This window comes from Mesonia maritima (genome assembly GCF_042433895.1).
Lineage (GTDB): Bacteria > Bacteroidota > Bacteroidia > Flavobacteriales > Flavobacteriaceae > Mesonia > Mesonia maritima.
In genome coordinates this window covers 310,278-333,969 of the sequence record NZ_JBHLUA010000012.1, presented here as the reverse complement: position 1 = coordinate 333,969, position 23,692 = coordinate 310,278, and the positions used below count along the sequence as shown (strand labels likewise).

Annotated in this window: 23 protein-coding genes; 8 read left to right on the top strand and 15 right to left on the bottom strand. The window is 37.1% G+C overall.

The genetic code is table 11. From position 1 onward, the window contains the following. Position 1: 1 nt before the first annotated feature. Positions 2-1,402 (bottom strand): hypothetical protein, encoded by a 1,401-nt coding sequence (locus ACFFGL_RS08290; protein ID WP_228249768.1) that lies wholly within the window; start codon positions 1,400-1,402, stop codon positions 2-4. A 54-nt stretch (positions 1,403-1,456) separates the two neighbouring features. On the opposite strand from ACFFGL_RS08290, the gene ACFFGL_RS08285 reads away from it, so the two are divergent. From ACFFGL_RS08285 to ACFFGL_RS08275, 3 genes are read left to right on the top strand one after another with little or no spacing between them, the layout of a single operon-like run. Continuing rightward, on the top strand, positions 1,457-1,744 hold the full coding sequence (locus tag ACFFGL_RS08285; protein ID WP_228249767.1) for a helix-turn-helix domain-containing protein: 288 nt from the start codon (positions 1,457-1,459) through the stop codon (positions 1,742-1,744). Between the two features lie 5 nt (positions 1,745-1,749). Further along, entirely contained in the window at positions 1,750-3,000 is a 1,251-nt protein-coding gene (locus ACFFGL_RS08280) for a type II toxin-antitoxin system HipA family toxin (RefSeq protein ID WP_228249766.1), read from the top strand. 14 nt (positions 3,001-3,014) lie between these two features. After that, positions 3,015-7,028, top strand: coding sequence for a hypothetical protein (locus ACFFGL_RS08275; RefSeq protein WP_228249765.1), 4,014 nt, complete (start codon positions 3,015-3,017; stop codon positions 7,026-7,028). A 423-nt stretch (positions 7,029-7,451) separates the two neighbouring features. Here ACFFGL_RS08275 and ACFFGL_RS08270 read toward each other — a convergent pair whose 3' ends face one another. The 9 genes from ACFFGL_RS08270 to ACFFGL_RS08230 are packed head-to-tail and all read right to left on the bottom strand — an operon-like array spanning position 7,452 to position 14,665. Then, on the bottom strand, positions 7,452-7,817 hold the full coding sequence (locus ACFFGL_RS08270) for a hypothetical protein (protein ID WP_228249764.1): 366 nt from the start codon (positions 7,815-7,817) through the stop codon (positions 7,452-7,454). Between the two features lie 7 nt (positions 7,818-7,824). Continuing rightward, positions 7,825-8,664 (bottom strand): DUF4138 domain-containing protein, encoded by an 840-nt coding sequence (locus tag ACFFGL_RS08265; RefSeq protein ID WP_228249763.1) that lies wholly within the window; start codon positions 8,662-8,664, stop codon positions 7,825-7,827. Between the two features lie 31 nt (positions 8,665-8,695). Then, on the bottom strand, positions 8,696-9,625 hold the full coding sequence (traM, locus tag ACFFGL_RS08260) for a conjugative transposon protein TraM (RefSeq protein WP_228249762.1): 930 nt from the start codon (positions 9,623-9,625) through the stop codon (positions 8,696-8,698). Beyond that, the gene (locus ACFFGL_RS08255) at positions 9,606-10,229 is read right to left on the bottom strand and encodes a conjugal transfer protein TraK (RefSeq protein WP_228249761.1); all 624 of its coding nucleotides are present in this window, start codon (positions 10,227-10,229) and stop codon (positions 9,606-9,608) included. Before ACFFGL_RS08255 ends, traM begins: the two co-directional genes overlap by 20 nt. Positions 10,230-10,240: 11 nt before the next feature. Then, positions 10,241-11,083, bottom strand: a complete 843-nt coding sequence (locus ACFFGL_RS08250; RefSeq protein ID WP_228249760.1) for a hypothetical protein — start codon at positions 11,081-11,083, stop codon at positions 10,241-10,243. Positions 11,084-11,085: 2 nt separating this feature from the next. Next, on the bottom strand, positions 11,086-11,661 hold the full coding sequence (locus ACFFGL_RS08245; RefSeq protein WP_228249759.1) for a conjugal transfer protein: 576 nt from the start codon (positions 11,659-11,661) through the stop codon (positions 11,086-11,088). 4 nt (positions 11,662-11,665) lie between these two features. Next, a complete protein-coding gene (locus ACFFGL_RS08240) occupies positions 11,666-14,068 on the bottom strand; it encodes a TraG family conjugative transposon ATPase (RefSeq protein WP_228249758.1) in 2,403 nt (800 codons plus the stop codon). Continuing rightward, positions 14,055-14,339 (bottom strand): hypothetical protein, encoded by a 285-nt coding sequence (locus ACFFGL_RS08235; RefSeq protein WP_228249757.1) that lies wholly within the window; start codon positions 14,337-14,339, stop codon positions 14,055-14,057. The genes ACFFGL_RS08240 and ACFFGL_RS08235 overlap by 14 nt, the downstream gene beginning before the upstream one ends. A gap of 38 nt (positions 14,340-14,377) precedes the next feature. Next, complete coding sequence (locus ACFFGL_RS08230) at positions 14,378-14,665, bottom strand: hypothetical protein (RefSeq protein ID WP_031428457.1); 288 nt, start codon at positions 14,663-14,665, stop codon at positions 14,378-14,380. A 189-nt stretch (positions 14,666-14,854) separates the two neighbouring features. Between ACFFGL_RS08230 and ACFFGL_RS08225 the strand changes: the two genes are divergently transcribed. Beyond that, the gene (locus ACFFGL_RS08225; protein ID WP_121665210.1) at positions 14,855-15,514 is read left to right on the top strand and encodes an N-acetylmuramoyl-L-alanine amidase family protein; all 660 of its coding nucleotides are present in this window, start codon (positions 14,855-14,857) and stop codon (positions 15,512-15,514) included. A 129-nt stretch (positions 15,515-15,643) separates the two neighbouring features. Here the strand turns inward: ACFFGL_RS08225 and ACFFGL_RS08220 are convergent, their stop codons facing one another. Then, positions 15,644-16,687 carry a PepSY-associated TM helix domain-containing protein gene (locus tag ACFFGL_RS08220; RefSeq protein WP_121665209.1) on the bottom strand — a complete coding sequence of 348 codons (1,044 nt, stop codon included), beginning with the start codon at positions 16,685-16,687 and terminating at the stop codon, positions 15,644-15,646. 12 nt (positions 16,688-16,699) lie between these two features. Next, a complete protein-coding gene (locus tag ACFFGL_RS08215; protein ID WP_121665208.1) occupies positions 16,700-19,051 on the bottom strand; it encodes a TonB-dependent receptor in 2,352 nt (783 codons plus the stop codon). A 185-nt stretch (positions 19,052-19,236) separates the two neighbouring features. On the opposite strand from ACFFGL_RS08215, the gene ACFFGL_RS08210 reads away from it, so the two are divergent. From ACFFGL_RS08210 to ACFFGL_RS08195, 4 genes are read left to right on the top strand one after another with little or no spacing between them, the layout of a single operon-like run. Further along, entirely contained in the window at positions 19,237-19,611 is a 375-nt protein-coding gene (locus ACFFGL_RS08210) for an ArsR/SmtB family transcription factor (RefSeq protein WP_121665207.1), read from the top strand. Further along, positions 19,608-20,210, top strand: coding sequence for a mercuric transport protein MerTP (gene merTP, locus ACFFGL_RS08205; protein ID WP_121665206.1), 603 nt, complete (start codon positions 19,608-19,610; stop codon positions 20,208-20,210). The genes ACFFGL_RS08210 and merTP overlap by 4 nt, the downstream gene beginning before the upstream one ends. 1 nt (position 20,211) lies before the next feature. Continuing rightward, positions 20,212-21,558 (top strand): dihydrolipoyl dehydrogenase family protein, encoded by a 1,347-nt coding sequence (locus tag ACFFGL_RS08200; protein WP_228249755.1) that lies wholly within the window; start codon positions 20,212-20,214, stop codon positions 21,556-21,558. A gap of 12 nt (positions 21,559-21,570) precedes the next feature. After that, the gene (locus tag ACFFGL_RS08195) at positions 21,571-21,777 is read left to right on the top strand and encodes a DpnI domain-containing protein (RefSeq protein WP_228249754.1); all 207 of its coding nucleotides are present in this window, start codon (positions 21,571-21,573) and stop codon (positions 21,775-21,777) included. A 75-nt stretch (positions 21,778-21,852) separates the two neighbouring features. Here ACFFGL_RS08195 and ACFFGL_RS08190 read toward each other — a convergent pair whose 3' ends face one another. From ACFFGL_RS08190 to ACFFGL_RS08180, 3 genes are read right to left on the bottom strand one after another with little or no spacing between them, the layout of a single operon-like run. Then, a complete protein-coding gene (locus ACFFGL_RS08190; protein ID WP_228249753.1) occupies positions 21,853-22,515 on the bottom strand; it encodes a P-loop NTPase family protein in 663 nt (220 codons plus the stop codon). Continuing rightward, positions 22,499-23,251, bottom strand: a complete 753-nt coding sequence (locus ACFFGL_RS08185) for a hypothetical protein (RefSeq protein WP_228249752.1) — start codon at positions 23,249-23,251, stop codon at positions 22,499-22,501. Before ACFFGL_RS08185 ends, ACFFGL_RS08190 begins: the two co-directional genes overlap by 17 nt. 3 nt (positions 23,252-23,254) lie before the next feature. Then, the gene (locus ACFFGL_RS08180; protein ID WP_228249751.1) at positions 23,255-23,539 is read right to left on the bottom strand and encodes a helix-turn-helix domain-containing protein; all 285 of its coding nucleotides are present in this window, start codon (positions 23,537-23,539) and stop codon (positions 23,255-23,257) included. Positions 23,540-23,692: the final 153 nt, after the last annotated feature.

The following is a 23,692-nucleotide window of genomic DNA, read 5'->3' as shown; positions in this document are numbered from 1 at the left end:
GTTATTCTTCCTCGCCTGACCTGTCAAAATTGATGTTACGAATAGATTTGTACGATTTCCAATAATTTTTATCAGTCATCAATCCTGGAATAACATCATCATAGCCAAACTCATAAGGATACTCTTCTAAGAGCTCAGTTTTATATTTAGAAATGTGTTCACCGTAAAACTGAATAATATCCTGATGATTTTTTACGATATCAAAAATGGATTGGGAAAGTAATTTAGCATAACGTTCCTCAGACTTGGACTGTTTGGTGTGGATGATTTCGTTTCGTAGGTTTTCAAGTTCTGTAAAAGACATCCACCAATTTTCTTGACTTGGATCCGGTGTATTTAATATAGGGCGTATTATTTTTTTGAATTTATCACGAAGCGGAAATTTGCGCTCTATGGCTTCTTTAGAGTATATGGTCTTTACGCCATTTGCTTCTGTTTGGTATTCCCATCCAGATGGGATACAGATGTTAGCGAAAGCTTCTAAAGCGGTATAGGCAAAGATTACCGCCTCAATTATTATCTCAAAATAATCATAATATTCTTTTTGGATTTCTAAAGACGGGAAGCTACCTGACCATTGCTTATGACGTGGCAGAATTACTTTGTCATAAAATTCGCGCGCCTGTTTTAAGCATCTTTCAGATATATTAGAATATAGGGCGACGTCATTTGGCTGAATCAACATTGTTTCTAAATGGTCAAAAACAAGTACCCAATTAGAATCAAAGATGAAGCGATGAGTAAAGTTATCCTGATTGAGCATTATATGAGGTTTCTTAACACGCCAATCCCTATCTTTTCTGTAGTTATTAGTAATTTCCTTTCCCACTTCTAGTAAAGGATTGAGAACTTTCCAGCTACCTTCTGAAAAGGTTAAATACTTTTTATTGTTTCTTCTTGAGTATGAATTGTGAATCGTATTTTTCAACTCGCTCTCTTTTTCTTGATGTAGGTGAGCTATTGTCTCAAAAGCTGATGAAAGCATTGATACGTAGTCAATATCCTTAGGTTTTGGATGAAATAGAAATTTTAAGACATACTTGTCTTCAAAGTTAAAATAGAGAGCAAAAGGCGCTAATGTCATACCTTCTATTTGTGACATACTTTTGAAAATATCTAAGAAGGAATCAAATTTTTCAAGAAAATCGGTATATGCCTTCGATGTTTGAATCACCTTGTTTTCAATAAAAGGAACAGAGGCATATATATCAAAAAGTGATGCATTGTAAATCCAGTCTCTGTCTTCAATTTCTATATCATCTGCTGAAACTACATTGGCAGATATTTCAACCGGTGCGTCTAATGTTTTCAAATTTTCAGTTAAGACTTTGTCTATATAAAGTTTGAACTCTGGTCTATCTGCACTAAAAAGTAGGTCTCTATCAAAAATTGTAAAACTCATAATTGTTGCATATTATCAACAAAAATAGTAAATTTGTGGTAAATATGCAACAAAATGAATTCTAAGAAAACAGTTCTATTACCAAAATATCAGAAAGTATTTGAGCAATTAGGCGAGAATATAAAGCTAGCACGAAAGCGAAGAAAGCTCACAGCTGAGCAGGTTTCCGAACGTGCGGGTATTAATCGGACTACATTGTATAGAATAGAAAAAGGCGACCCAGCGGTTGCCATAGGTTCTTATTTTAATATTTTCAGAGTTCTCAACTTGGAAGATGATTTTAAAAAGCTGGCAGTAGATGATGAATTTGGCAGAAAACTTCAAGACCTTGATTTATTATAAGAAAGATGGCAACAGGAAAATTTGACATATATGTTTTTGCTGATTGGGTAGGTCTTAAAGAACCAACACTAATAGGAACTTTATCGGCACATTTTGCCAAGGGAAAAAAAGCATTCAGTTTTGAGTATGATAAAGATTGGTTAAAAACCGATGCACAGAGATTGTTAGACCCAGACATCGATTTTTATTCTGGTCCGCAATATCCAACCAACAAAGAGAATTTCGGAATCTTTTTAGATAGTATGCCTGACACTTGGGGTAAGACTTTAATGAAGCGTAGAGCAGTTCAAGATGCTCGTGCAAATAATGAAAAGGCAAGCACACTTTATGAAATAGATTATTTGCTTGGGGTTTATGATGAAAGCAGAATGGGTGCTTTGCGTTTTAAAACCGAACTGGAAGGTCCTTTTTTAGATAATGATGATAGAACGCCAACACCACCTTGGTCATCATTGGGCGATTTACAAGAAGCCGTCAAACAGTTAGAAAGTGACGAACAAAATGATGATATACGAAAATGGATTGCAGTACTGATTGCGCCAGGTTCTTCATTAGGTGGTGCCAGACCAAAAGCTAACATTTTTGATACCCAAGGAAATCTATGGATTGCCAAATTTCCGTCAAAAACAGATACAGTTGACAAAGCTGCTTGGGAGTTTTTAGCATATCAATTAGCTACTGCAGCGGGTATAGAAATGGCAGATTCTAAAATAGAGAAGATTAGCGGTCAGTATCACACATTCTTAACAAGACGGTTTGATAGGGAAAATGGAAAACGCATTCACTTTGCATCCGCTATGACAATGACCGGAAATACCGAAGATATCATAAAAGAGTCTGCACCTAGTTATCTCGAAATCGTAGAGTTTATAGAAAATTATGGTGCAGATGTAGAAGCCAATTTGCATCAGCTTTGGCGACGCATCGTTTTTAATATAGCCATTTCCAACACCGATGACCATTTGCGAAATCACGGATTTATATTAACTAAAAAAGGTTGGGTTTTATCGCCAGCTTATGACCTAAATCCATCTATAGAAAAAGATGGCTTGTCTCTAAATATCGATATGGATGATAATGGTTTAAACTTTGATTTGGCTAAAAGTGTTGGCGAGTATTTTCGTTTAAGCGAAAGCGAAATGGAAACAATTTTGGATGAAGTGTTTTCCGTTGTAAAGAACTGGAAAGATGCGGCAAACGGGATAGGAATAAAAAATGCCGAAATAGAATTGATGGCTGGAGCTTTTCGAGTTTAATCATTTAATCAAATATGAGTTATTACCAAAAAGAAGAAGCAACAAAAAACCTCGTACAGGCAATACGACATAGTGCAATACGTTCACTTCAATTACATACTCAAAATATTGATTCTGAAACGGCTTGGGATGCTTCATTGTTCTATGCCGAAGTTCTTTGGTACGCTGATTTACCGATACGAACTGTAAGTAGAAAGGTGCTCAACTCAATGTCAAAAGAGTATGGTAAAGTAAATGTACCCATAAACGTCGATTCGATATTTAAGCGTTTTTGGCTTAGAGAGGTTCTGGGAATAATTCAAATTCCCTCAGCCATAAGAAGTATTCTTTTTGATTTCAATAAGTATAGAAATCAATATGACGAGCTTCGGTTTTTAAATTTCACTTACGGAAATGACCCTGAGAGAGTCTGGACAACCGCAGAATTTGAAACGGCTATGGGTGAATATAATAAAGCAGATACACTCGATACCGAATGGCTTTTAGATTCTGGATTCCTTAAAAAATCTAAGGTGAATGACACGTTCACCATTCGCTTTTCCGAGCATTATAACTCACTACTGGATAACTGGAACGATTTTAAATTCCTAACTCATATTCAAGAATACTCTGAAAAATTAAGAAAGAAGCCTATCACAATAAATGTATCGAATTTTGATAGTATTCTAAAGAGTCATTCTAAATGCTACTTACAAACACCAGGACTTAAATATTTTATAGATAAAAAACTGATTGCTAAGGTAGATGACCATTACGTTGTCCAAAACCTTCAGGATACTGATGTGTTAAGACAACAGGCCGAAGACCGGATTGGAGCTTTAATATGGCGAAAAATGGTACATCATAATCAAAACCAGAAACCGGAACAATTGGTGCTGGATTTTTTAGAGAAAATGAGTTCCATATCATATTCAGCAGTATTTGGCAAAAATTCAACTAAAAATGAATGTCAAATATTCGTCAAAGGTGCAATGACTTTAGTTTTGAATGAACGTGACTTGGAAGGACGTGAAAACGAATATGAAAAATGCAGATTGGATGTATCCTTAAGAGGAGCAGGGCTTCATAATAGCGCTACTTTTTCTAAAGACCAAGATCTTGTAAACGCCAAAGATATTACTGACCTATATCTTAGGATGGACCATATGGAGCACTTTGAGCATAATAATATTTTCTTCGACCAATCGAGCAGGAATCAATTGGTTCAGTTAATAGGTTGTATTATTGGGATGGACGAGGCGTTTGCTAAAGTTGATGATAATGGTAAATCTAAAACAGAACATTTTCCATCTGTTAAAAAATTATTGTTGGCGAGCTATGATAAGCCTTTTTTAATCTGGGACATATTTAGTTTACTCAAATGGAGACGGCCAGAAATAATACCCTATCTGCTGACCAATCAAGAGTTTGATGCACTTGCTTTTTTTATGCTTTCTTCATTAGGTGCTCAACATCCATATAAAAATCTTGAATATCAGATGAGAACAAAAATGCTTTTAGAAGCATTTTCACTTTCTATAAATAGTAGATTACAATCTGATGGTAATTCATTACGGCAAAATGCAGTATTTGTTTTTCGTATTTTAAAATGGCTCAACAAGGATAAGTACAGGAAGCGAATGGCAGGCAGAGATGTTGTAAAGGCTATCGAATTTCAAGCCCTTGTGGAAGAACGAGAAAAAGGCTTTTTAAAGATTTTAGAACAGCTTCCGGAAAAAGGCCATTATGTACTTACCAATAGCACCAAGTTGTTTTTACCGAAAGCAATTCCCGAAATTGTAAAGACATTACTTATTCATAAAGAAACGCGTAGTTCAGACAGAGGTGTTTTACAATTTCCCATCTTTAAATTTGATATGCTGAGCTGGCTGTGTTCCTTTTCTTTAAGGAACGAATACTTACCAGAGTTTATAGAAGAAAAAGGACTTGAAAAATTATTGGCCGAAAGTTTTTCAGAATTATATTTAAAGATACTGGAAACCAATGAGCTCAAAAAGTTAGACTATAAAACAGGTGATAAAGTTCTTGTGACCCCAAGCTGGTTAGAAAACCAAGAGCGTATAGAAAAAATCACTTGGTGGCCACTCTTCCTTTCTGTATTTAGAGAAGGAAATTTTAAAGAGCTGCTCGCCCCTCAATTTCATTTTAAAAAGACAGACGACATATACCTAGAGCAGAATCGATTTAACGCTAAAAAACTGAGAACCCATTTTACGATTATCCTTGAAGTTCTAGATAACATTCAAAACAAGTCTACTGAATCTTCAAATTTCAATGGGGACTTGTCAAAATGCAAGCTCATTCTAGAATCTCAGCTCATAGAATTTGTCGAGAAATATGGTGTATTGGCAAACAGATTCAGCGTTAATATTTTTGATAAATCATATGAAAGATTACTACATAATTATAGTGATGAACAACTCTTGCCACGTTTAGTAGAGAAAGCCAATACTTTTGATCAGCCACAACTTTTGTGGGATGCCCTTTCAAAAACAGAAAATCTGTTGCAACTGCTCATATTAGCAGATAACAATCTATCCTCTGGATTCAATGAGTATCTGTTGCAAAAGTTACGTTCAATCGATGTTAAGGCATTTATCACCGAGAATAATTGGGGTGAAGTAGAACATACCATTCAATTGCTTTCAAGAAATGCAGCATTAAGTAACGAGGCAGAAATTGCTTTTAAGTATTGGGATGAAAATGCACCAAAAAAGGGTCTTGGGAATAATTCAGAGAAACGCTTGTTTGATTCAAAATTAATGAAGGCTTTTTTAGATAAAGATGAAAGTGCAATTGATGTAATTGAAGAACCAAAGAGTTATGCTGTTACGCCTTCTGAAATGAAGCCATATGACCAAAAAAGATTTTATACTGCATTGATTCGCTTTGAACAAAAACCAGACAATGCTTATAACATATTCAACGATTTGGTTACAAATTACCCAAGTTATATTTCTCTTGCTCTCAATAGATTTGCAGCAAAAATTACCTGGGCAAAAAATGAAAACAATAAAAGACTTTTTCAAGAAGCACTTCAACAATGGGAAGCCTATGAAAAAGACACTTTGCCTGAGCTACTTGAGTTTGTGAAAGGAAAAATACTTTATAATATCTTGACTGTAAAACTACACCTCAAGGACTACAAAGGTTTTGATAGTGTTTACGCCAAATTGGATAAGGCGAGCGCCCTAATCGTGGATTATGTAGAGCTTAGGGTAATTTCATTACTAGATAGGAAACAAGTTAATGAGGCAAAATTAATAGTTGATGAAGCGATTACGTTTAATACCTACGAAGGAAATAGAGACGAAGTTCTATTAAATCTTCATAATAAACTCAAAAAGAAAACCTCAAGTGCTTACAAGGTCGCCGAAGAGCTGAAAAACCATCTTAGTTCCAAACACTCCCTTACAGAACACCTTAAAGAATCATTTCTAAAACCTGACGATTTTGGAAAAAATGTATCAAAGGAAATCTCCCAATCCATTCACGAATTACTGTCAAAAATTAAAAGCATTGACAAACTCAAAGATGAAAATGCATTCAATGATTTGTTAGAAATATTAGTCAGGACAAATCTGAAAAATTATGGTCTTACGGTAAAAGACCAATCCAGAGGTGGCTATTCTCAAGAAGGTAAAGATGCGGGAGAGCGCGACTTGACCGTTCTTGAAGGCACCCAAGAGTTGGCAATTATTGAACCACTTAATGGTATGGCTAAAAAAGGAGTGCAATCTCATATTTCAAAACTGTTCAATTACACATCCAAGCGGCAATATCTTTTTATCGTGGTATATGATTATGGCGTTTCAAATCGGTTGAATGAGCGATGGAAAAAATACCTTGACGATACGCTACTATCACATACATACCCTAAAGGATATGAACTTATTAATAATTCTATTAATGACATTACCGAGGAACTTGGGTTTAAAAATGACGCTTTAAGGGTTGCAATGACCAATCACGGTACAGATACCGAACTATATCACATCATTGCAAATATCAATTATAAAGCTCAATAGATACCAAGTTATCTTAAAATTAAAGCTGATTTTTGGTACAATATTTGCTTTTAATAAGCTAAAAATAGATAATCATTTACTCTATATAAGTTCTTTAAAATCTTGGTTTAGTAGTGTATTGGGTAAATAGCTTGATGCAAGAAGTTATTGTAAGTCTCGTGTGTAATTCTATAATTAAAAATTTAAGTAGTATGAGATCAATTTTCAATAAAATCGCTGAAGTTTCAAACTTCATATTAATATCAATGATATTAACCGTGTTATTTCTTTTTGGTGGGCAGACCCCTTTATCCAGCAGACTTGTCCAAACAGAAATTTCTTGTTGAGTGCCAACCACTACGAAGCTTGGGGATAAGTTTGAGGTTCGATTCCTCAGTCTGCTGCTATTTCAAAAGCCACCAATGAAGGTGGCTTTTTTACTTTCTACAAAAAAGGCCCTTTCTCTCTCGGTCCTTTGCTAGTCACTTTCCATTGGTTATCCTCTTTGACGAGTTTAAAGATGCCCGATTTTCCATCAAACGATGTTTTATATTTTACCCAGGCAATTTCACCTTCAATAGCCTCATCCAAGATTTCTACTTCGATTTCTTTGTCAGAATCAGGAAGCATATTTTGTACCGTAATCAAACTGGCATATCCTTCTGATGTAGTATGCTTTTTTAAAGCTGACTCATCTTTTGAGAAAAAGCTTTCAGCAACAACTTGCGCTGTTTCGGTGTGAGACATATTGTTATTCTCTGCGCAGGAAACAAACAGAAGTACTAGTGAGCAAAGGACTAATCTTTTCATAATAGTATTAATTTGGGTTATTGACATACCTATGTGCTATTTTCAGTTCAATATTTCGTTCGCCATCTTTCTCGTTCAATTCCAAAATGGCCCTGCGGTCATTAGACAATGAAAATTTGGGCAATACATAAACTAACCTTACCATTTCACCTTCTACAATTTTTGAAGGAAGACGGTGTCTATAAATAGGTTCTTGATATAAACGCTGTAAAGATTTCTTTTTTCCTTTTTGTCGAGTTTCGATGGAAAGGTTCAAGAAATTCAGGTCGTAATCCAAGGTGGAATTATTCTCAATCTGGATAACGAAGTAGAGTTCTTCTTTATCAAAAACAATATTCTCAACACTCAAAACAATGCTTTCGTTTCGCTTTTTAATTCGACCTATACGTTGGTTTCTGTTAAGAAGATAAGAGCAGAATTTTTGATAATAATACGTTCTGTTGTCTATACTTTTTTCAGAAGTTTCAGCCTGAATCGAATCGGTTACGATTGGTCTTTCATTCCCAATACTATTCGACAATGGGATGAAATAATTGAGCTTTGAAAGCTGCTTTTTATACCTTACAATATACGAAAAAATTGAGCCATTTCGGTTGACTACCAGCAAATTACTTTCCTTACCAGGCTTTGCCTGAAGCAGTCCAAAATATTGTTCTTTTTCACGATTGTAGGTAAAGACAAAATTATCTGAACCGGTTATGCCTTGCCGAATAGGTTCTGGAAAGAATAACGCAACATTCTTGGTGTCGTTTGCATAAATGGTGTCCAGTAGGTGTAAAGTTTGTGCGTTTGCTTTCGCGAAAGCAAAACTAATCACAAGAATAGAAATAATGATATGCTTTTTCATAAGAGTTTGTTTTTAAATCCCATTATGGGCTTCATAATTTAGGTTTTAGAATCAATCTGTAATTGTTCAACACAGTAACTTTTACGTTTCGGTTGTTACGTTTAAGTACTTTGGTAATTCCACCTACTTGCGGAACGGTGGGAATGTTGATGTCGCCAATAATGTCATCGAGGACTTCACTGGTGGCTTCGGCCCTAAAGTTGTTTTCCACATAGATGCCCTTGCTACCGTCTTGCAAATCGAAGGCTTTGAGTTTGGTGGGATGATGATTGATATTTTCAATTTCAATCAATGCTCTATTGGGCTGAAAGCTGATAAAACCGAAAATCGGTGTATTTTTTGGCATCAATTTGCCATTTACTGTAGCTGCTTTGGTAAGACGCATCCGTAATCGGGTATTTGCTTGAACAATTTGGTCGCCGTCGACGACCACGTAAATGGTTTCATCTGTATTACCCATAATTGAAACTTCATTGGGTTTGGGCGCAGCGGCAAAGAATAGTTGATGTTCCAAGCCCAGTTCCTTAGCTTCAATTTTTTTTTCTCTTTTAACTTCGGCTGAGTCAACTTCTGTCCTATTCTTAATGGCTGTTTTTCTCTGTCCAATATTTCTGTATGTCTTTTCAGAATACTGAATCTTGCCAGCATCATAAATGCTATCTAGAATGCGTTCTTTTTCCCGTTCCGGCAAATCTTGGTCGTAAAAGCCCAGGGAATCAATTAGTTTTTCATCATAGATGCTTGGTGCATTGGTTTCACGCACTTCCTTTAGGTCGTTAATAGCATCTAGCTTAGACTCGTACTCTTGCTGATTTTCTTCCAATTCTGGAACTAAGGTCTGTTCAAGATTTTCATTTTCATTCTCATCATCGCCCATCACTAAGACGGAATAGGAAATCAGGAAAATAAAAATCACAGCTAAGACTGCTGAAAAGACGATTTTATTTTTTTCTATCTTCATCGTTTAATTTTTTTAAGGTGTTCTCGAAATAGTTTGTAATCAACAATCCGTGTGGATTGTTTGGAAAGTTTCTGTCAACCGTTATGAGGTTTCCGCTGGAAACCAATTCATAGGTATCGATGATTGAACCCCTATTTATTTCAAAAATGGTTGTGGTCGTGAAACTGTAAGTGCCATTGCTTTCTGAAATTCTCGAATCGATACTCAATACTTTCTGCACCAATGAATACTGTAATAATCGGTTATAGACACCATCAGCTTTTTTCTGACGGTATAGATTGTCCACAGAACTATTGCCCAACCAAAGCGCCTTTTCCAAGTTCCGTTCATAATTACTGGCATCGATGTTATAGAAATAAGTGTGGAACAATTCCAGATGTGCCAAAGCTTCGACCCTGAAATTCTCTTTTTGGGTAACGAGCTTCAGCGGAATAATACTGCCATCAGTATTAATCGCAAATGCACTATTGAGGGCCTTTTGATTGGTGTTGAATACCATCCAAAACGAAAAAATGCTTGATAATAACGAACATAAAACGACTGCCAAAACGATAAACCGATTTAATTTTAAGACTTTATAGATATTTTTATAGGGTGTTTTCATTCTGAATTGAATTAGTTGGTAAACAATCTGAGTGTAAAGGAAGTGGCACGTCTATACAATTTGAACTTTAGGAAAACAATAAACCCAACTGAACCTAATTGAACGACAGGTGCAAAAAAGCCCTGGCCTACATCGGTCCCAAAAAGGTTTGTCCAGAAGTTGGTATTGATTTCGGTGTAGAGGGCATTTACAAATACGTTGACCAGAAAAAAAGCCGGAACCAACATATAGACCGCAGCATATAATTTAAAAAAGGTATAAGCAAGCGAACGGAACTTTTCAAATACGGCCAAGCTAATGACCAACGGGAAAAATGCCTGCATTATTCCCAAAAGAAAAAAACGTTCTGCTAAAAAGAGGGGATAGATGAACAAATCCAATATCCAAAGGAATAGGCTAATGATGAATGCAAATATTTTGAAACCATAAAGCGGTGTTACCAAAGCTTCATATAGGAGCGTCATAGCTGCCTGTGCCACTTCGATGATACTTACATCTTCCTCAATAGGGATATCCTGCATCTGCAAAGGCAATAAGGCTGGCGCGGTGCCACGATATTGGGCTTCAATGGAGACCAAAATACTATCAAAGAAACCAAGTACTTGAGTCGAAAAAATAACTAGAAGCACGACCGCAAAATTCTTTGCCAGCTCTCCTGGACTTAATCCCCAAGTGTAACCGTCTTTATCGGCAATACCTTCATTATATTTTTTAAGAATGTTGATCAAGAAAAAAAGTACAGCAAGCGTTTTCATTCCCGCAATGGTATATTGCGAAAAACTGCTGTTCTGTATGGTCTGAAAAACCGTATCGACGTATTCCAGCCCGATCCCTAAGATGATAGTCGCGGTCATACTTAATATTCTGTTTCGCGGTTATTTACTTTATCCTGCATTTTTCTGAAGGAAATTATGTCACGATAGCGTTTGGTTCTTATCGTGATATTTGAAACCATTTCATTCGATTCCTGCTCTTTCATTTTAAGTACTTCGGCACGTTCAGCATCGCTCATTTTCAAATAATCGCTGGATAGAACTTCATCAATGAAGTCCATTGTATCCAGTGAATTTTGGACGATGCCTTCAAATGATTCGGTAACTCGGGCAACTTCTTCGGGTTTGATATAAGGCGAGTTCAAAATATCCTGCAAGTCATTTTGCATTATCTGAATAAGACGCTGATTGTTATCTGCAATCTCCTGTACAGCTTTGAGCTGTCTAACCACGTTAGAAACTTTCTCGATGCTTTCCTTGGCATCTTTCAGAAACTTTACAGATTTGATAAGTTGGCTCGTCTGCTTTGCTGATTCTACTAATGACTTTACCAGACTGATAAAGTTGGTGTTGTCATACACTGGCATTCCCTGACAGGCAGCACGTGCAGGCAATAAAAAGATGAATGCCATTACGATGATTAAGATTTTTGTCTTCATAATATTATGTTTTAGAGGTGAATTCCCTGATTGCTTTTTTCATATCCTGATGCTCGTTGTAAAGCTTCATTATTTCCTCATTTTCCTTACCATCTGTGAGGTAGGCGGCATAGACTTCCTTCGGAACTTCAAGACGGAAAATGTTGCTTTCCTTACCGATTTTGATGAACATTTCCGTGTACTTGCGTGGCCCGGAAAGATTGTTCTTGATAGATTTTAACTGGTTTAAATCGTGCGTTGATAAATTGAGGCGTCTGACTAACTCGGCATAGCCTTTCTCGTTGTTCAGGCTATAGATGACCTGTGTGTTTTCCAAGATGCTCGCTGATGTTGAATTGTTCGGAAGCTGGTTTATTGACTGAAGAATAATACCGATAGCACCATTCTGTTTTCGGATAGCCTGATAGTAGAATTCCACACTTTCCAGTACGTTCTCAAACTTCAGTTGCTTGGCAAACTCATCAAAAAGGATGATGCCCTTTTCGGCCCGGTTCTTCCAAATAGTACGCTGAATTGCCGATTTGATCAATTTCAACATTACCGACAAAATTTCCCTATTGTCCTTGACTTCGTCCAGTTCAAACACTATCAATCGTTTGTCCTCAATTTTATAGGTTTGGTCTTCGCTCACTTCAAATAGAAAACTATATAGACCATCATCAACATACTCCGACATTACGTGTAGAAAACCCGTAACATTGAAGTAGTCAGGATGGATTTTAAGAGTATTCAGAAGGTCTTTCTGATTCCTTTCTATAAAGCTGTAAAAACCATCCAAAGAGTGGTTTTCTGAAGTGCTGTCGTAGTAATGGCGTAATATCTTTTTGACCGAAACCGATTGTGCTTTCGTCACATTTAGATCTGAAGCAAACAATTCAAATAAGAAAACTGACAGGTCTTCCAACCGTTCTGGTGTCAAGTCATTTTGGTTACTTATATAAAATGGGTTGATGCCAAGGTTCTTTCCACTTTCATAGCGCAGTACGGTATATTTTTCTGGGTATAGTTTGGCAAACTTGGTGTAGGATCCTCCGAGGTCTATGATGACCAAGCGGACACCACTTTCAAAATATTGGCGCAGGATGTTGTTGGCCAAGAACGATTTACCCTCGCCCGTAGGTGCGAAGATGGCAAAGTTCCGTGCCTTGATGCGCTTCTTGCGCTCGTCCCAAACATCCTTTAGAACGGGAATGTTGTGTTCACGGTCGTTAAAGATGATTCCGGTTGCATCGGACTTGTAATTGGTATTGTTGATGAACAGGCACAGGGCGTGCTTTAAGTCGGTAACGTATAAATCGTTGTTGGAAAAATTGGATGAAAAACAGCAATAACTGTTCAGTATATAATTCTTTCGTTCTTCGCCTCGTGGATAGTATGGGATGATGTCGAGTTCCTTAAATTCGGTTTTGATTTTTGAGGTAATCTTATCGAGTTCTTTGGCATCTTTAGACCAATACACGATATTGAGATGACCACGAATGATTCTGGCATTATCATCGGCATTGATTTGGTCAAGGATGTGCTGAATCTTCCCAAGCACTACCTTGTTCTGCGACCCGAAGTTTGAACTTTTGTTCAGCTCTTCAATTTTCTTATCCAGAAGCTTACGCCATTTCTGTTTGTCGTCGAGATAGAGAATCTGATTGACGATATGATTTTCGTTAAGCGTAAGCCCTAAACCATCAATAAACCCTTGATGAAACACAAAATCGTCAGAAGTGAATTTCTCATTGGTCTTGCTACTCTGTACACTTTCGCCAAAGCACAGTTCGCTATTGATGGCCAGGGCATCAAAATGGTTTTCGCCAATATTGACGCTTTTTTTATCTAAGATGATGTCGGTATCAAAGCCTTCGTTGAAACCATTGAAATAGCCATTTGTGAGTTGCTGAATCTCTTCCGCTTTAAGCGAAATAAATTCCATTTTTCGGCTATTATTAATGAAGGAAACGGAATCGCTTACCGAGTTTACAAAACTCTTAACATTTTCATCCAGTTCTTGCACAATTCCCTTAGAAACCTTCCGGAAGGGGTTGACATATTTTGAATTATTAAGTGCTTTGTTCTTGGTCAAAATGAAGAACAGATAGCACTTATGTTCTATGTGTCCACGACCTTTAAAATGCTCGTGGGTTGCTTTTTCTAGAAAGGTTTTGTTCGGAAGCTGTTCTGAAGTATAGGATTTCTTCAGGTAGATATCCTGCTTATGAACCACAGTCCCAACAGGCAATGATTTCAGAGCCTGAAACCAAGCTCCGTGCATATCCTCAAAATCCTTTTCGGAAAGGGAATAGATCTCGGGCAAGCTACCTTCGTAGCACAAGACCACATTGCCATTATTGGCAAAAATGATATTGTCTTGAATATCCGCGATGGGTAGGTACGCCGAAAGGTTAATCTTGTTCATAATCGATGCCGGAGTTTCGTTTGTTACTGATGATTTTTGGGAAGGCTTTTGCCATCTGGAAGATTTGTGAATTGTTCGTTATCTGCGTCAAGGCGATATACAAAGCTGAATTAAGAACCAATACACCAATGATGATCCCGAAGCTGAACGAGAAGATGATCACCAACAACGAAGCGAGGATGGAAACCATCATTAGGGCAAACAGGGATATGGGCAGTCCGAAAATGACCGCCCGTTTCCTGATGTTTTTATAGACCTCGAACTTTTTCATAAGTACAGTTGATTACTTTAAAAATGCCTCTTAGAGGCTTAGACTACGATGCCGATTAGGTAAGTAAAGATGCCCACGACCGCGCCGGCAATCAGAACAAATACAAGTACACGGGTAATCCCTTTTTTAAGGTCAGCGTTTTCCCCGAAGAAGTGCCCTGCATTGAAAAGGAAACCGATAAGGAAGATGACCCCAAGGATGATCGGGAAAATGGTTCTGATGGTATTGGAAACATCATCGACCGAATCTTCGATGCCTCCAATTTGGGCAAAAAGCGATGTTGAGAGCAAAGACAAAAAAGTTGCCAGATAGATTGATTTTTTCATAACGGAACAGTTTAAATTTTTGATTCATTTTCGTTAAGGGAAAAATACATATATTTGCTTACAAATAACTGATAATCAAATATTTGTGAATAAAATATTATTTGTATTGAATTGAATTTGGATGGTGTTATTTGATATCAAATTCTATGGATTTCGGATGGTAGGGTGTTGATAACTCGAAAAGTGAAAATGAAAAAAGTGCTCAAAAACGTCAGTTTTGTCTTTTTGCTCCTAAAAATGTGCTTCGTTTTGGGACAAGAACCGGTAACCCAAAAACGAATTGTTATTGATGTTGGGCACGGTGGAAAAGATTCCGGTGCGATAGGGTTAAATGGAATTAAAGAAAACGATGTGGTTCTTGGGATTGCAAAAGAAATATGCATACTGAATAAAATGATTTTCAAAGGCAGGTACGATATTTATTTAACGCGATACGATGACAGATTTATACCGCTTTCAGACAGGAGCCGATTGGCGAAGTCTTTAAACGCCTGTATGTTCGTTTCCCTGCATTGCAATGCTTCCACAAACAATTCCAGAGGAATGGAGGTTTATACCCTGAATTCCTTTTCTGAAGATTCAGAGCCGAACATTAAAAAATCGATTGCCCTGGGGACGGAAATTTTGGGCGAAGCCAAGCTTCATCTTAAAATTGAGGACAGGGGGATGAAATTTGCCAACTTTCAAGTGCTAAGGGAAACAATTGGGCATTGCCCAGCTATTTTGGTTGAATTGGGGTTTCTTACCAATAGCGATGAAAGTGCCTATTTTTTAGAAACCTCAAATGTCAAGGCAACGGCCTTGGCTATTTTGTTGGGAATGGATAACTACTTAAAAATACAACTATGAAAGAATTGTTTCTAAAAGTGATAAGAATTATTCGGGAATTGATATTGACCTATATAATAGTGATTTTGAAATGCCGAAATTAAAATGAGGGATTAATCAGGTACTGCATAAAGTTCATCATTCAATTTCTTAAATGCGACGTAATTTTTTTCGTTTTAACCAGATGAAATAACCAGATATGGATAAAAAAGGACCGGACAGCCCGACGATACAGTACATAACTTTACTGACCCAACCTCCGTATTGACCGAAGTGGAGCGGCAGGATACTACTATTGAACTTAGTAATGAAGTCTGCTTCATTAATCTTATAAATACTTACAACAGCTCCGGTTTTATAATCGACGGAGACCTTATTGTAATATTTACTTAAATAAAACGGATCATTTTTGAAAGTGCCATTAAAAATAATATTCCCTTTTTCTGAAGAGGGCAACCTAATGTAGCTTGCTCTGAAATTAGGATATTCTTTTTCAAGTTTAATTAAAGATGCTTCCAATGATGTTTTTACTATGGGGGGCGAAGGTTCTACACTTTCACTCAATCCTGAATTGACAACTTTATACGCCAAAAAGATCCCCGTGATTGCAATGACGAGATTCAATAACACGGCCCAGACCCCCACATATCGATGAAGGGCAGAATAAAAAGTCCTTTTATTGCTCTTTTTTATTTTAGTTCTAAATAAAAGCGTTTTAACAATCATTTTACGGTAAAGGATGATCCCGGTAAGCAAAGAAAGAAAAAAAGCAATTCCTGCAAAAAGCACCAGAAACCTACCGATAATCCCGGAATACAGGGAATAATGCAGTTTTAAAATCCATTTCGTAAAATGAGTGTTCGCATTTATAACTTTGATAATATTACCTGTACCGGGATTGACAAAAACATATTTTCTAGCTTCCGGTCTCCTTAAATTAAATAGAATAGTTTTGCCCTTCCCGAACTTAATTATCCTGGTGTCCCAATCAGGAAATTTTTCTTGAACTACTGCTGTGGCTTTATCTAACTGTAAATCGGTAGTGTTGTTTTCCACATCGTATTTACTAAAAAGCAGATGGTCTATATCTTCTGTAAAAACCAATACAGAGCCCGTAATGCCCATAACAAATAAAAATGTGCCTGCAATAATTCCGAAATAGGAATGGTATTTTAATAGGACCCTGTTTTTCATATAATCACACTGCTATAAATGTACGGTAAGCGACACATTAAATTGCGTCCCATTGGCCTTTATGTAATTGGAGTCCCTTGCATTCCATTGGGAAATTGGCGGGTAGTAATCTTCATTCAATAAATTTCTGACACCAACGCCTATTTCTGTAGTAGGGGTAAGTTGATAGTTTGTGGTAAGGTTAAATATATTAAAGCTGTTTACCGGGCCTTTACCATACGTATACCCCCCGTTTTCATTTGGTTCAAAGCGATTTCTATCGCCGCTGTAAATATGGGTTAGACGTGCATCAAACTTATTGTTCCATTTGTAGGAAACATAGGAAACAAGCTTTAGTGGTGGGATTCTATCCCCTCCTATAAAAGTGTCATAATCCCCATTATCTTGGGTATCTATTTTACCTTCTGTATAAGAAGCCGAAGTTCCAAAATTGACGTTCCTCAAAAGTTCGGTATCCAAAGAAAGCTCAAATCCGTACACTTTTTCAGGTTGCCTTAATATTTCAAAGGCACCGCTTGGGGTTTCCCTATAAGTAGAACCCAAATCTGAGGTACTGATAAAATATGCACCGCTCAAACTTGTGCTTCCTAAATGGGTATTAAAACCAGCTTCATAATTATTTGCTATCACGGCTTCAGAGTTTATTTGGTTGATAGTATTTTCTGTTGCAGAGCGTAATGTCCTTCCTAAATCTGCAACCGAAAAACTTTGGGAGAAACTAACAAAAGGTTTAAACGCCTGCCATTTGTTATAACGTATCCCCGCATTGAATACCGTGGCATTGTAATTTAATTCTCCCCCTTTAATATCTATCCCGCCACTATTGGGAGTTGTTTCGCCTACATTATACCTGGTAAGTGTGGTATAATCCGGAACCTGAATATTGATATTTTCTAATCTGATCCCTGCCTTTAGGACAAAATTTGTATAAAGTGTTTTTAATTGTGCATAAGGCGCAAAATTTTTCATATCCATTTGCGGCACCCATTTCCTGCCATCAACTAATTCCTGAGAAGTTTTATCATTTAAAATATCAACTCCATAAAGAATATTCCCCGTTACATTACCGAAAGAATACGGGGTTTTAAAGTTTAATCTTGCCCCTTTTTTTGTAGATAATATTGATGATTGTCCGCCATCGAAACCTAAATTGGGATCGTAAAAACTGTCTGTATAACCATAGACCGTTTTAAAATCCTGCAAATAGAGATTTAACCTGAAATCGGAACTCCCAAAAATATCATCGTAATCATAGGTTAATTGTGCATTATGATTGTACCTATTGCCCTGATCTTCCCCCAGGTCTTCCCCAAGGATACCAATGGTTGGGGTTTGGCCATAAATGCCAACCTCGGGAATATAATCGGAATCCTGGTTACTGCTGAAGTAATTGTACATTAACTCAACCCGTTGTTTTTCGGTAATTTGATAATTTAATTTGCCAAATAGGCTGTACTGACTTGTCTCTCCCAAACCATAAAATGGCGACAAAACCGCACCGTTCGCATCTTTATAAACACCTGTTTGCCTAAACCTTCCGCTTGTCACGTATCCCAACTTGCCAAGCTGCCCAGAAAATGTTTGGGTCACGTTGGCCCCTACGGTTTTATCAATATCCGCCAAAGCGCCTTCAGCCCCAATGGAAGTAGTACTTTCCAATTTTTTGGTGGTGTTGGGTTTTTTGGTGATGTAGTTTACAATGCCACCGTCTGCACCATTCCCATATATTGCGGTGGCACCTTTTATCACTTCAATTCTTTCCAAGGTGCTCGGGTCAATGGTATTTACATCCCTTCCTCCTTTACGAAGAGGTGTGGACTGTGGGATTCCGTCAATCAATATAAGCATATTCCTTCCTCTTAGAGTCTGTCCGGTACTGCTTGTTCGGTTAGAACTTAAGGCCAGGCCGGGTACTTCAGTCAGTACATCTGCGACAGAATTACTCGTTTGAGCTAGATTTTCGATTTGGCGAGCGTTCAATACCGAGACGGAAGAAGGCACTTCGTCCAAAGTTTCACGGGTCCTGTTGGAAGTGATTATGACTTCCCCCAACTCTTGGTTTGAGTCCATAAGGGTAAAGTTAAGTGTGATAGCTTTTTGGCTGTTTATCTCTATAAGTTTGTTCTTCGATTTATATCCCAAAAAACTAACCCTGACAGTATAATTGCCATTCTCAATATTTTTAATGGAATATTTTCCCTCAAAATCGGTAATGGTTCCCTTGGATGGGGTTAACATTATATTGGCTCCCATAAGGGGTTCGCCATTTTTATCTTTGACGGTACCCTTTAATGTTGTTTGTGCATATGCAATAGAACTAAATAAACTAAACGTGGCAAATAGTAATTTTAAGTTGAATTTCATTGGTCGATAATTTAATTTTTGCCAAATATAAAAATTATATTTATTTAGACTTATTATAAATTAAGGAATTTTATTTTTATTTTCTCTTATCCCCAGACATCTTATAAAAGGCAATTAAATTGAAAGAATTATAATTTTATTATTTAAGAATTTGCTTAAATAAGAAATAATCGTAATTTTGTTTTATGGAAAATAATTCTTGCATAAGACAACAAGCGGATATTGAACAAATAAACCGTTGCAAAGACACAGTTTCGAAATTAAGTGAATCGTTCGACTATTTAGCGAATGGACTTTCATTGGTCGGAAATAGCGTTCGGCTGAAAATACTTTACCTACTCTTTGAGGAAAAAAGACTTTGTGTTTGTGATTTAAGTGATATTCTCGGAATGAACATTTCTGCTATTTCTCAACATTTAAGGAAAATGAAAGACCGAAATCTATTGGAAACCGATAGAGAAGCCCAAACGATTTTTTACTCACTCACAACTGAATACGAAAAAATGCTAAATCCGTTTTTTGAGATACTTGATAAAAACAAAATTTTAGAAACGATATGAAAAGTGACAACAAATTAATAGGTGCAGGTGTGTTAACTGCAATTACAGCATCATTATGTTGTATTACACCAGTTTTGGCTCTAATCGCAGGAACAAGCGGAATTGCTTCAACATTTTCTTGGATAGAACCTTTTAGACCTTATTTAATCGGACTGACAATTTTAGTTCTGGGTTTTGCTTGGTATCAAAAGCTAAAACCTAAAAAAGAAATTGACTGCGAATGTGAGACGGACGAAAAACCAAAATTTATTCAATCAAAAAAGTTTTTAGGAATTGTAACCGTATTTGCAATTGTGATGTTGGCTTTCCCATACTATTCAGGAATTTTTTACCCAAACACAGAAAAGCAAATAATCGTAGTTGACAAATCGGACATTAAAACAACTGAATTTAAAATCAGCGGAATGACTTGTGCGAGCTGTCAAGAACACGTAAATCACGAAGTAAATAAACTAAATGGAATTGTAAACTCAAAAGCGTCCTACGAAAATGGAAATGCAATCATTGAATTTGACCAAACCAAAACGAACGAAACGGAAATTGAGAAAGCAATTAACTCAACAGGTTATAAAGTAACCGACAAAAAAGAAATCAATTAGTATGAAAGAATATGATGTATTTATAATTGGTTCAGGAATGGCGGGAATGACCATCGCCAACAAATGCGCTTCAAAAGGCCTGAAAGTCGGAATCACAGATGAATTACCGTATGGTGGCACTTGCGCATTGAGAGGTTGTGACCCAAAAAAAGTAATTATTGGCGCTACGGAAGTACGAGACTTTGCTAAAAGGCTTAAAGGTAATGGCATAGATACCATACCTAAAGTCAATTGGAAGGACATAATGGCATTTAAACAATCCTTTGTGGATGAAATGCCACCGAAAATTGAAAAAGGATATAAAAAAAACGGAATAGACACTTATCATAGTTCAGCAAAATTCCTGTCAGAAAACACATTAGAAGTCGGAAATGAGAAGGTAAAAGCCAACAAAATTGTAATCGCATCGGGTTCCAAGCCAAGAGTTTTAGAATTTGAAGGAGGGCACTTTGCCAAATCCAGTACCGATTTCTTGAATTTAGAAAAATTACCAAAATCGGTATTATTTATCGGTGGTGGATATATTGCTTTTGAGTTTGCGCATATAGCAGCTCGATGTGGAGCAGAAGTTACTATTGTTCATCGTGGAGAAAATCCGTTGGGAAATTTTGACCAGGATATTGTAAAACATCTTGTTTCTGCCACAAAAGAGTTAGGCATAAAACTCATTCTTAATACAGAGGTTACCGCTATTGAAAAAGTCGGTAACAAGTATAGAGTGAAAGGTAAATCCGTTGAAAAAACAGAAAATTTTGAAGCAGAAACTGTTTTTAATTCTGCCGGACGACCACCATCAATATTTGATTTGAATTTGGATAAAGCCGACATAGCCTTTACTAAAAAGGGCGTTACGGTAGATAAATATCTTCAAAGTACTTCAAACCCTCATATTTATGCAGCGGGCGATGCCGCTGATTCAAAAGGTTTGCCTTTAACACCCGTTGCAGTTTTAGAAGGTCATACGGTTGCTTCAAATATAATCAAAGGCAATTCTAAAGAAATAAGTTATCCACCAATGCCAACGGTAGTTTTCACTTTGCCAACTATGGCTTCTGTGGGATACACCGAATCGAAAGCGAAAGAGCTGAATTACAACATTCGGATAAATTATAAGGAGGTTGGCAATTGGTTCAATGCCAAACGCTTGAATGTAGAAAAATATGCGTTCAAAACTATAATTGACGCAGAAACTCAAACAATTTTGGGAGCGCATTTAATCGGACCCAATTCAGAAGAAACAATAAATATCTTCGCAATGGCCATAAAAACAAAGATGAAGGTTAATGATATTAGAACAATGATTTTCTCATATCCAACATTGGCTTCGGACATACCACATATGCTTTAATAAGAAAATCGAATGGAAACTATATTAAAATCAGAAATTACCTGTCCAAATTGCGGACATAAAAAAGTAGAAAATATGCCAACAAACGCCTGTCAATTTTTCTACGAGTGTGAGAACTGTAAAACGGTTCTAAAACCAAACGAAGGGGATTGTTGCGTTTTTTGCTCTTACGGAACTGTACCTTGTCCACCGATTCAGGAAGGAAATAGTTGTTGTTGAAAATTTTCCAACCAGCCTTTAGAGCGACATATTTAATAACAGTTTGTGCAACGTATTTATAAAAAGGCACTTTAATCATTTCCTTTTATCCCCGGCCTTCTCGTCAAAAGCAATTAAATTGAACAGTTCCCGCATCCTGCTTCGGACACGGTTCCCATAGCGTTCTTCCAGTTCCCCGGCATTGAGGTTGGTTGTTGCGTGGGTTTTGATCTTGTGTTTGGTTTGTAGATAAAGTTCGTATCGAGATAAAAGAACTTCGCCCATCACGTTCAGATCCTTTCCGTAAAACCTTCCGGCAGGTTCTACGCCCAAGTCGTCAAAACAGAAGAATTTGGTATTTCCATAATCCTCGATGGTCTTAAAACCAAGATGGTTAAAACTGAATGCCACATTCCGGCAAGGGATCATTTCATACGGGCGTTGCAACGGCACTAAATGCCGTAAAAGTTTCATCAAGCTGGTTTTGCCGCATCCCACGGGCCCAGATAGTAAAATGCCCTTTTCAACATCAATCTCATATTTTTGGCAGTTTTCGGTGTCCTTGATGAAGTAGGAACAGAGTTTTAGCAAAATATCCTTGTCCTCGTCGTAGATTTTAAATTTCTTTCCAAAGAGGAGCTTTCCCTTGGCATTCAGGTAAATCAGGATTTTTGGGAAATCGTAAAGCACACATTTCCCATCAAATTTGCCCAGCGAATATTCCACGCCACCTTCGGTTATTTTAGAGGGGTTGTCCATAATCTTTGTTCTTAGTGGTTCGCAAGTTGTCCTGATTTTGGGACGCTCCCTTTTTGTTTGGTTTGTTTTCTTCTTCGAAAAGCTCAGTTCTATCCATCCAGTTTGTGGCCAATGAGCGCCAATCGCGTATCGGTTTTCCGTCGCTTGTTTTCCATTCCCGGTCGGCATAATGCTGGTAGAATTTTTTTGCTTCATCAGCATCAAAATCTTTTTCTTCAAAAAATAAAATAACGGCCTGCCTGCCCTTTGGCTGTTTTATATTGTTTTCTTGTTTGTTATTGTTTGTATTAGATACCAATGCTTGTCCATCTATGGGACGGTCTTGGTACATAACCTGTCCATTTTTGGGATGGTGGTGTCCCTCAAGCGGTACACCTCTGGGATGGTACTGTTCCGCAAGCTGTTCCAATTCGGGATTGTACTGTCCCACAACGGGTTCATCACTTGTCCCGATTATGGCCATCTTGATTTTGCTGCCCTTGTATGGATTGTTGGAAGGAAAATAGGATAGATACTGCCAAGCATCCAAATCGACAATACATCTATGGTATGTTGATTTTGAACCTATCTTGGCACAGCGCATCACATCCCTACGGTTTACGTAAAATTCATCCATAAACCGAGAGCTGTTCCATTCTTGAAACAGCGCCATATACAAACTGATATGGGTAGGGTTTAGGCGATCATCAAAATAGAACTTTTCAAAAGCCGCATTAAGTAGCTTTATATAGTTCATTGCTTAAGAATTTAAACCGTGCTGTACACGGTTGGCTGTCATCACATTTTGAATTTCTTCTGCATCGTAATAGATAATGCCACCAACCTTTGTGTATGGTAATGTGCCATTGATGCGAAGATTTTGCAAAGTGCCTGGACTTACTTGAAGTAAATCCATAACCTCGGAAGATTTGAGGTACTTTTTTAGTTTTCCTTTTGACTGATTGGTAAGTAGTTTTTTGATATCATCGAGCAATTCCAATTTGAATTCCCGAAGATCGTCTGTGGTAATGATACTTGTTGGCATAATAGAACGATTTTAAAGAAAAGGGCAACCAAATTGCTTTAAGCTAATTTGATAGTCCTTCGCAGGATTTGACTTTCGTTCTACAAATTTGGGATGGATTATTGGATTTTGTTCCCCATTAAGACCGTAATACGGTGAAAATTTAACATCTTG

Bases quoted from the DNA above. Each gene is read 5' to 3' on its own strand.
- traM (WP_228249762.1), bottom strand. From the start codon at position 9,625: ATGAAGATAGAAAAAAATAAAATCGTCTTTTCAGCAGTCTTAGCTGTG.
- ACFFGL_RS08245 (WP_228249759.1), bottom strand. From the start codon at position 11,661: ATGAAGACAAAAATCTTAATCATCGTAATGGCATTCATCTTTTTATTG.
- ACFFGL_RS08215 (WP_121665208.1), bottom strand. From the start codon at position 19,051: ATGAAATTCAACTTAAAATTACTATTTGCCACGTTTAGTTTATTTAGT.
- ACFFGL_RS08265 (WP_228249763.1), bottom strand. From the start codon at position 8,664: ATGAAAAAGCATATCATTATTTCTATTCTTGTGATTAGTTTTGCTTTC.
- ACFFGL_RS08290 (WP_228249768.1), bottom strand. From the start codon at position 1,402: ATGAGTTTTACAATTTTTGATAGAGACCTACTTTTTAGTGCAGATAGA.
- ACFFGL_RS08235 (WP_228249757.1), bottom strand. From the start codon at position 14,339: ATGAAAAAGTTCGAGGTCTATAAAAACATCAGGAAACGGGCGGTCATT.
- ACFFGL_RS08195 (WP_228249754.1), top strand. From the start codon at position 21,571: ATGGAAACTATATTAAAATCAGAAATTACCTGTCCAAATTGCGGACAT.
- ACFFGL_RS08180 (WP_228249751.1), bottom strand. From the start codon at position 23,539: ATGCCAACAAGTATCATTACCACAGACGATCTTCGGGAATTCAAATTG.
- ACFFGL_RS08200 (WP_228249755.1), top strand. From the start codon at position 20,212: ATGAAAGAATATGATGTATTTATAATTGGTTCAGGAATGGCGGGAATG.
- merTP (WP_121665206.1), top strand. From the start codon at position 19,608: ATGAAAAGTGACAACAAATTAATAGGTGCAGGTGTGTTAACTGCAATT.
- ACFFGL_RS08230 (WP_031428457.1), bottom strand. From the start codon at position 14,665: ATGAAAAAATCAATCTATCTGGCAACTTTTTTGTCTTTGCTCTCAACA.
- ACFFGL_RS08190 (WP_228249753.1), bottom strand. From the start codon at position 22,515: ATGGACAACCCCTCTAAAATAACCGAAGGTGGCGTGGAATATTCGCTG.
- ACFFGL_RS08275 (WP_228249765.1), top strand. From the start codon at position 3,015: ATGAGTTATTACCAAAAAGAAGAAGCAACAAAAAACCTCGTACAGGCA.
- ACFFGL_RS08280 (WP_228249766.1), top strand. From the start codon at position 1,750: ATGGCAACAGGAAAATTTGACATATATGTTTTTGCTGATTGGGTAGGT.
- ACFFGL_RS08255 (WP_228249761.1), bottom strand. From the start codon at position 10,229: ATGAAAACACCCTATAAAAATATCTATAAAGTCTTAAAATTAAATCGG.
- ACFFGL_RS08250 (WP_228249760.1), bottom strand. From the start codon at position 11,083: ATGACCGCGACTATCATCTTAGGGATCGGGCTGGAATACGTCGATACG.
- ACFFGL_RS08225 (WP_121665210.1), top strand. From the start codon at position 14,855: ATGAAAAAAGTGCTCAAAAACGTCAGTTTTGTCTTTTTGCTCCTAAAA.
- ACFFGL_RS08220 (WP_121665209.1), bottom strand. From the start codon at position 16,687: ATGAAAAACAGGGTCCTATTAAAATACCATTCCTATTTCGGAATTATT.
- ACFFGL_RS08270 (WP_228249764.1), bottom strand. From the start codon at position 7,817: ATGAAAAGATTAGTCCTTTGCTCACTAGTACTTCTGTTTGTTTCCTGC.
- ACFFGL_RS08185 (WP_228249752.1), bottom strand. From the start codon at position 23,251: ATGAACTATATAAAGCTACTTAATGCGGCTTTTGAAAAGTTCTATTTT.
- ACFFGL_RS08240 (WP_228249758.1), bottom strand. From the start codon at position 14,068: ATGAACAAGATTAACCTTTCGGCGTACCTACCCATCGCGGATATTCAA.
- ACFFGL_RS08210 (WP_121665207.1), top strand. From the start codon at position 19,237: ATGGAAAATAATTCTTGCATAAGACAACAAGCGGATATTGAACAAATA.
- ACFFGL_RS08285 (WP_228249767.1), top strand. From the start codon at position 1,457: ATGAATTCTAAGAAAACAGTTCTATTACCAAAATATCAGAAAGTATTT.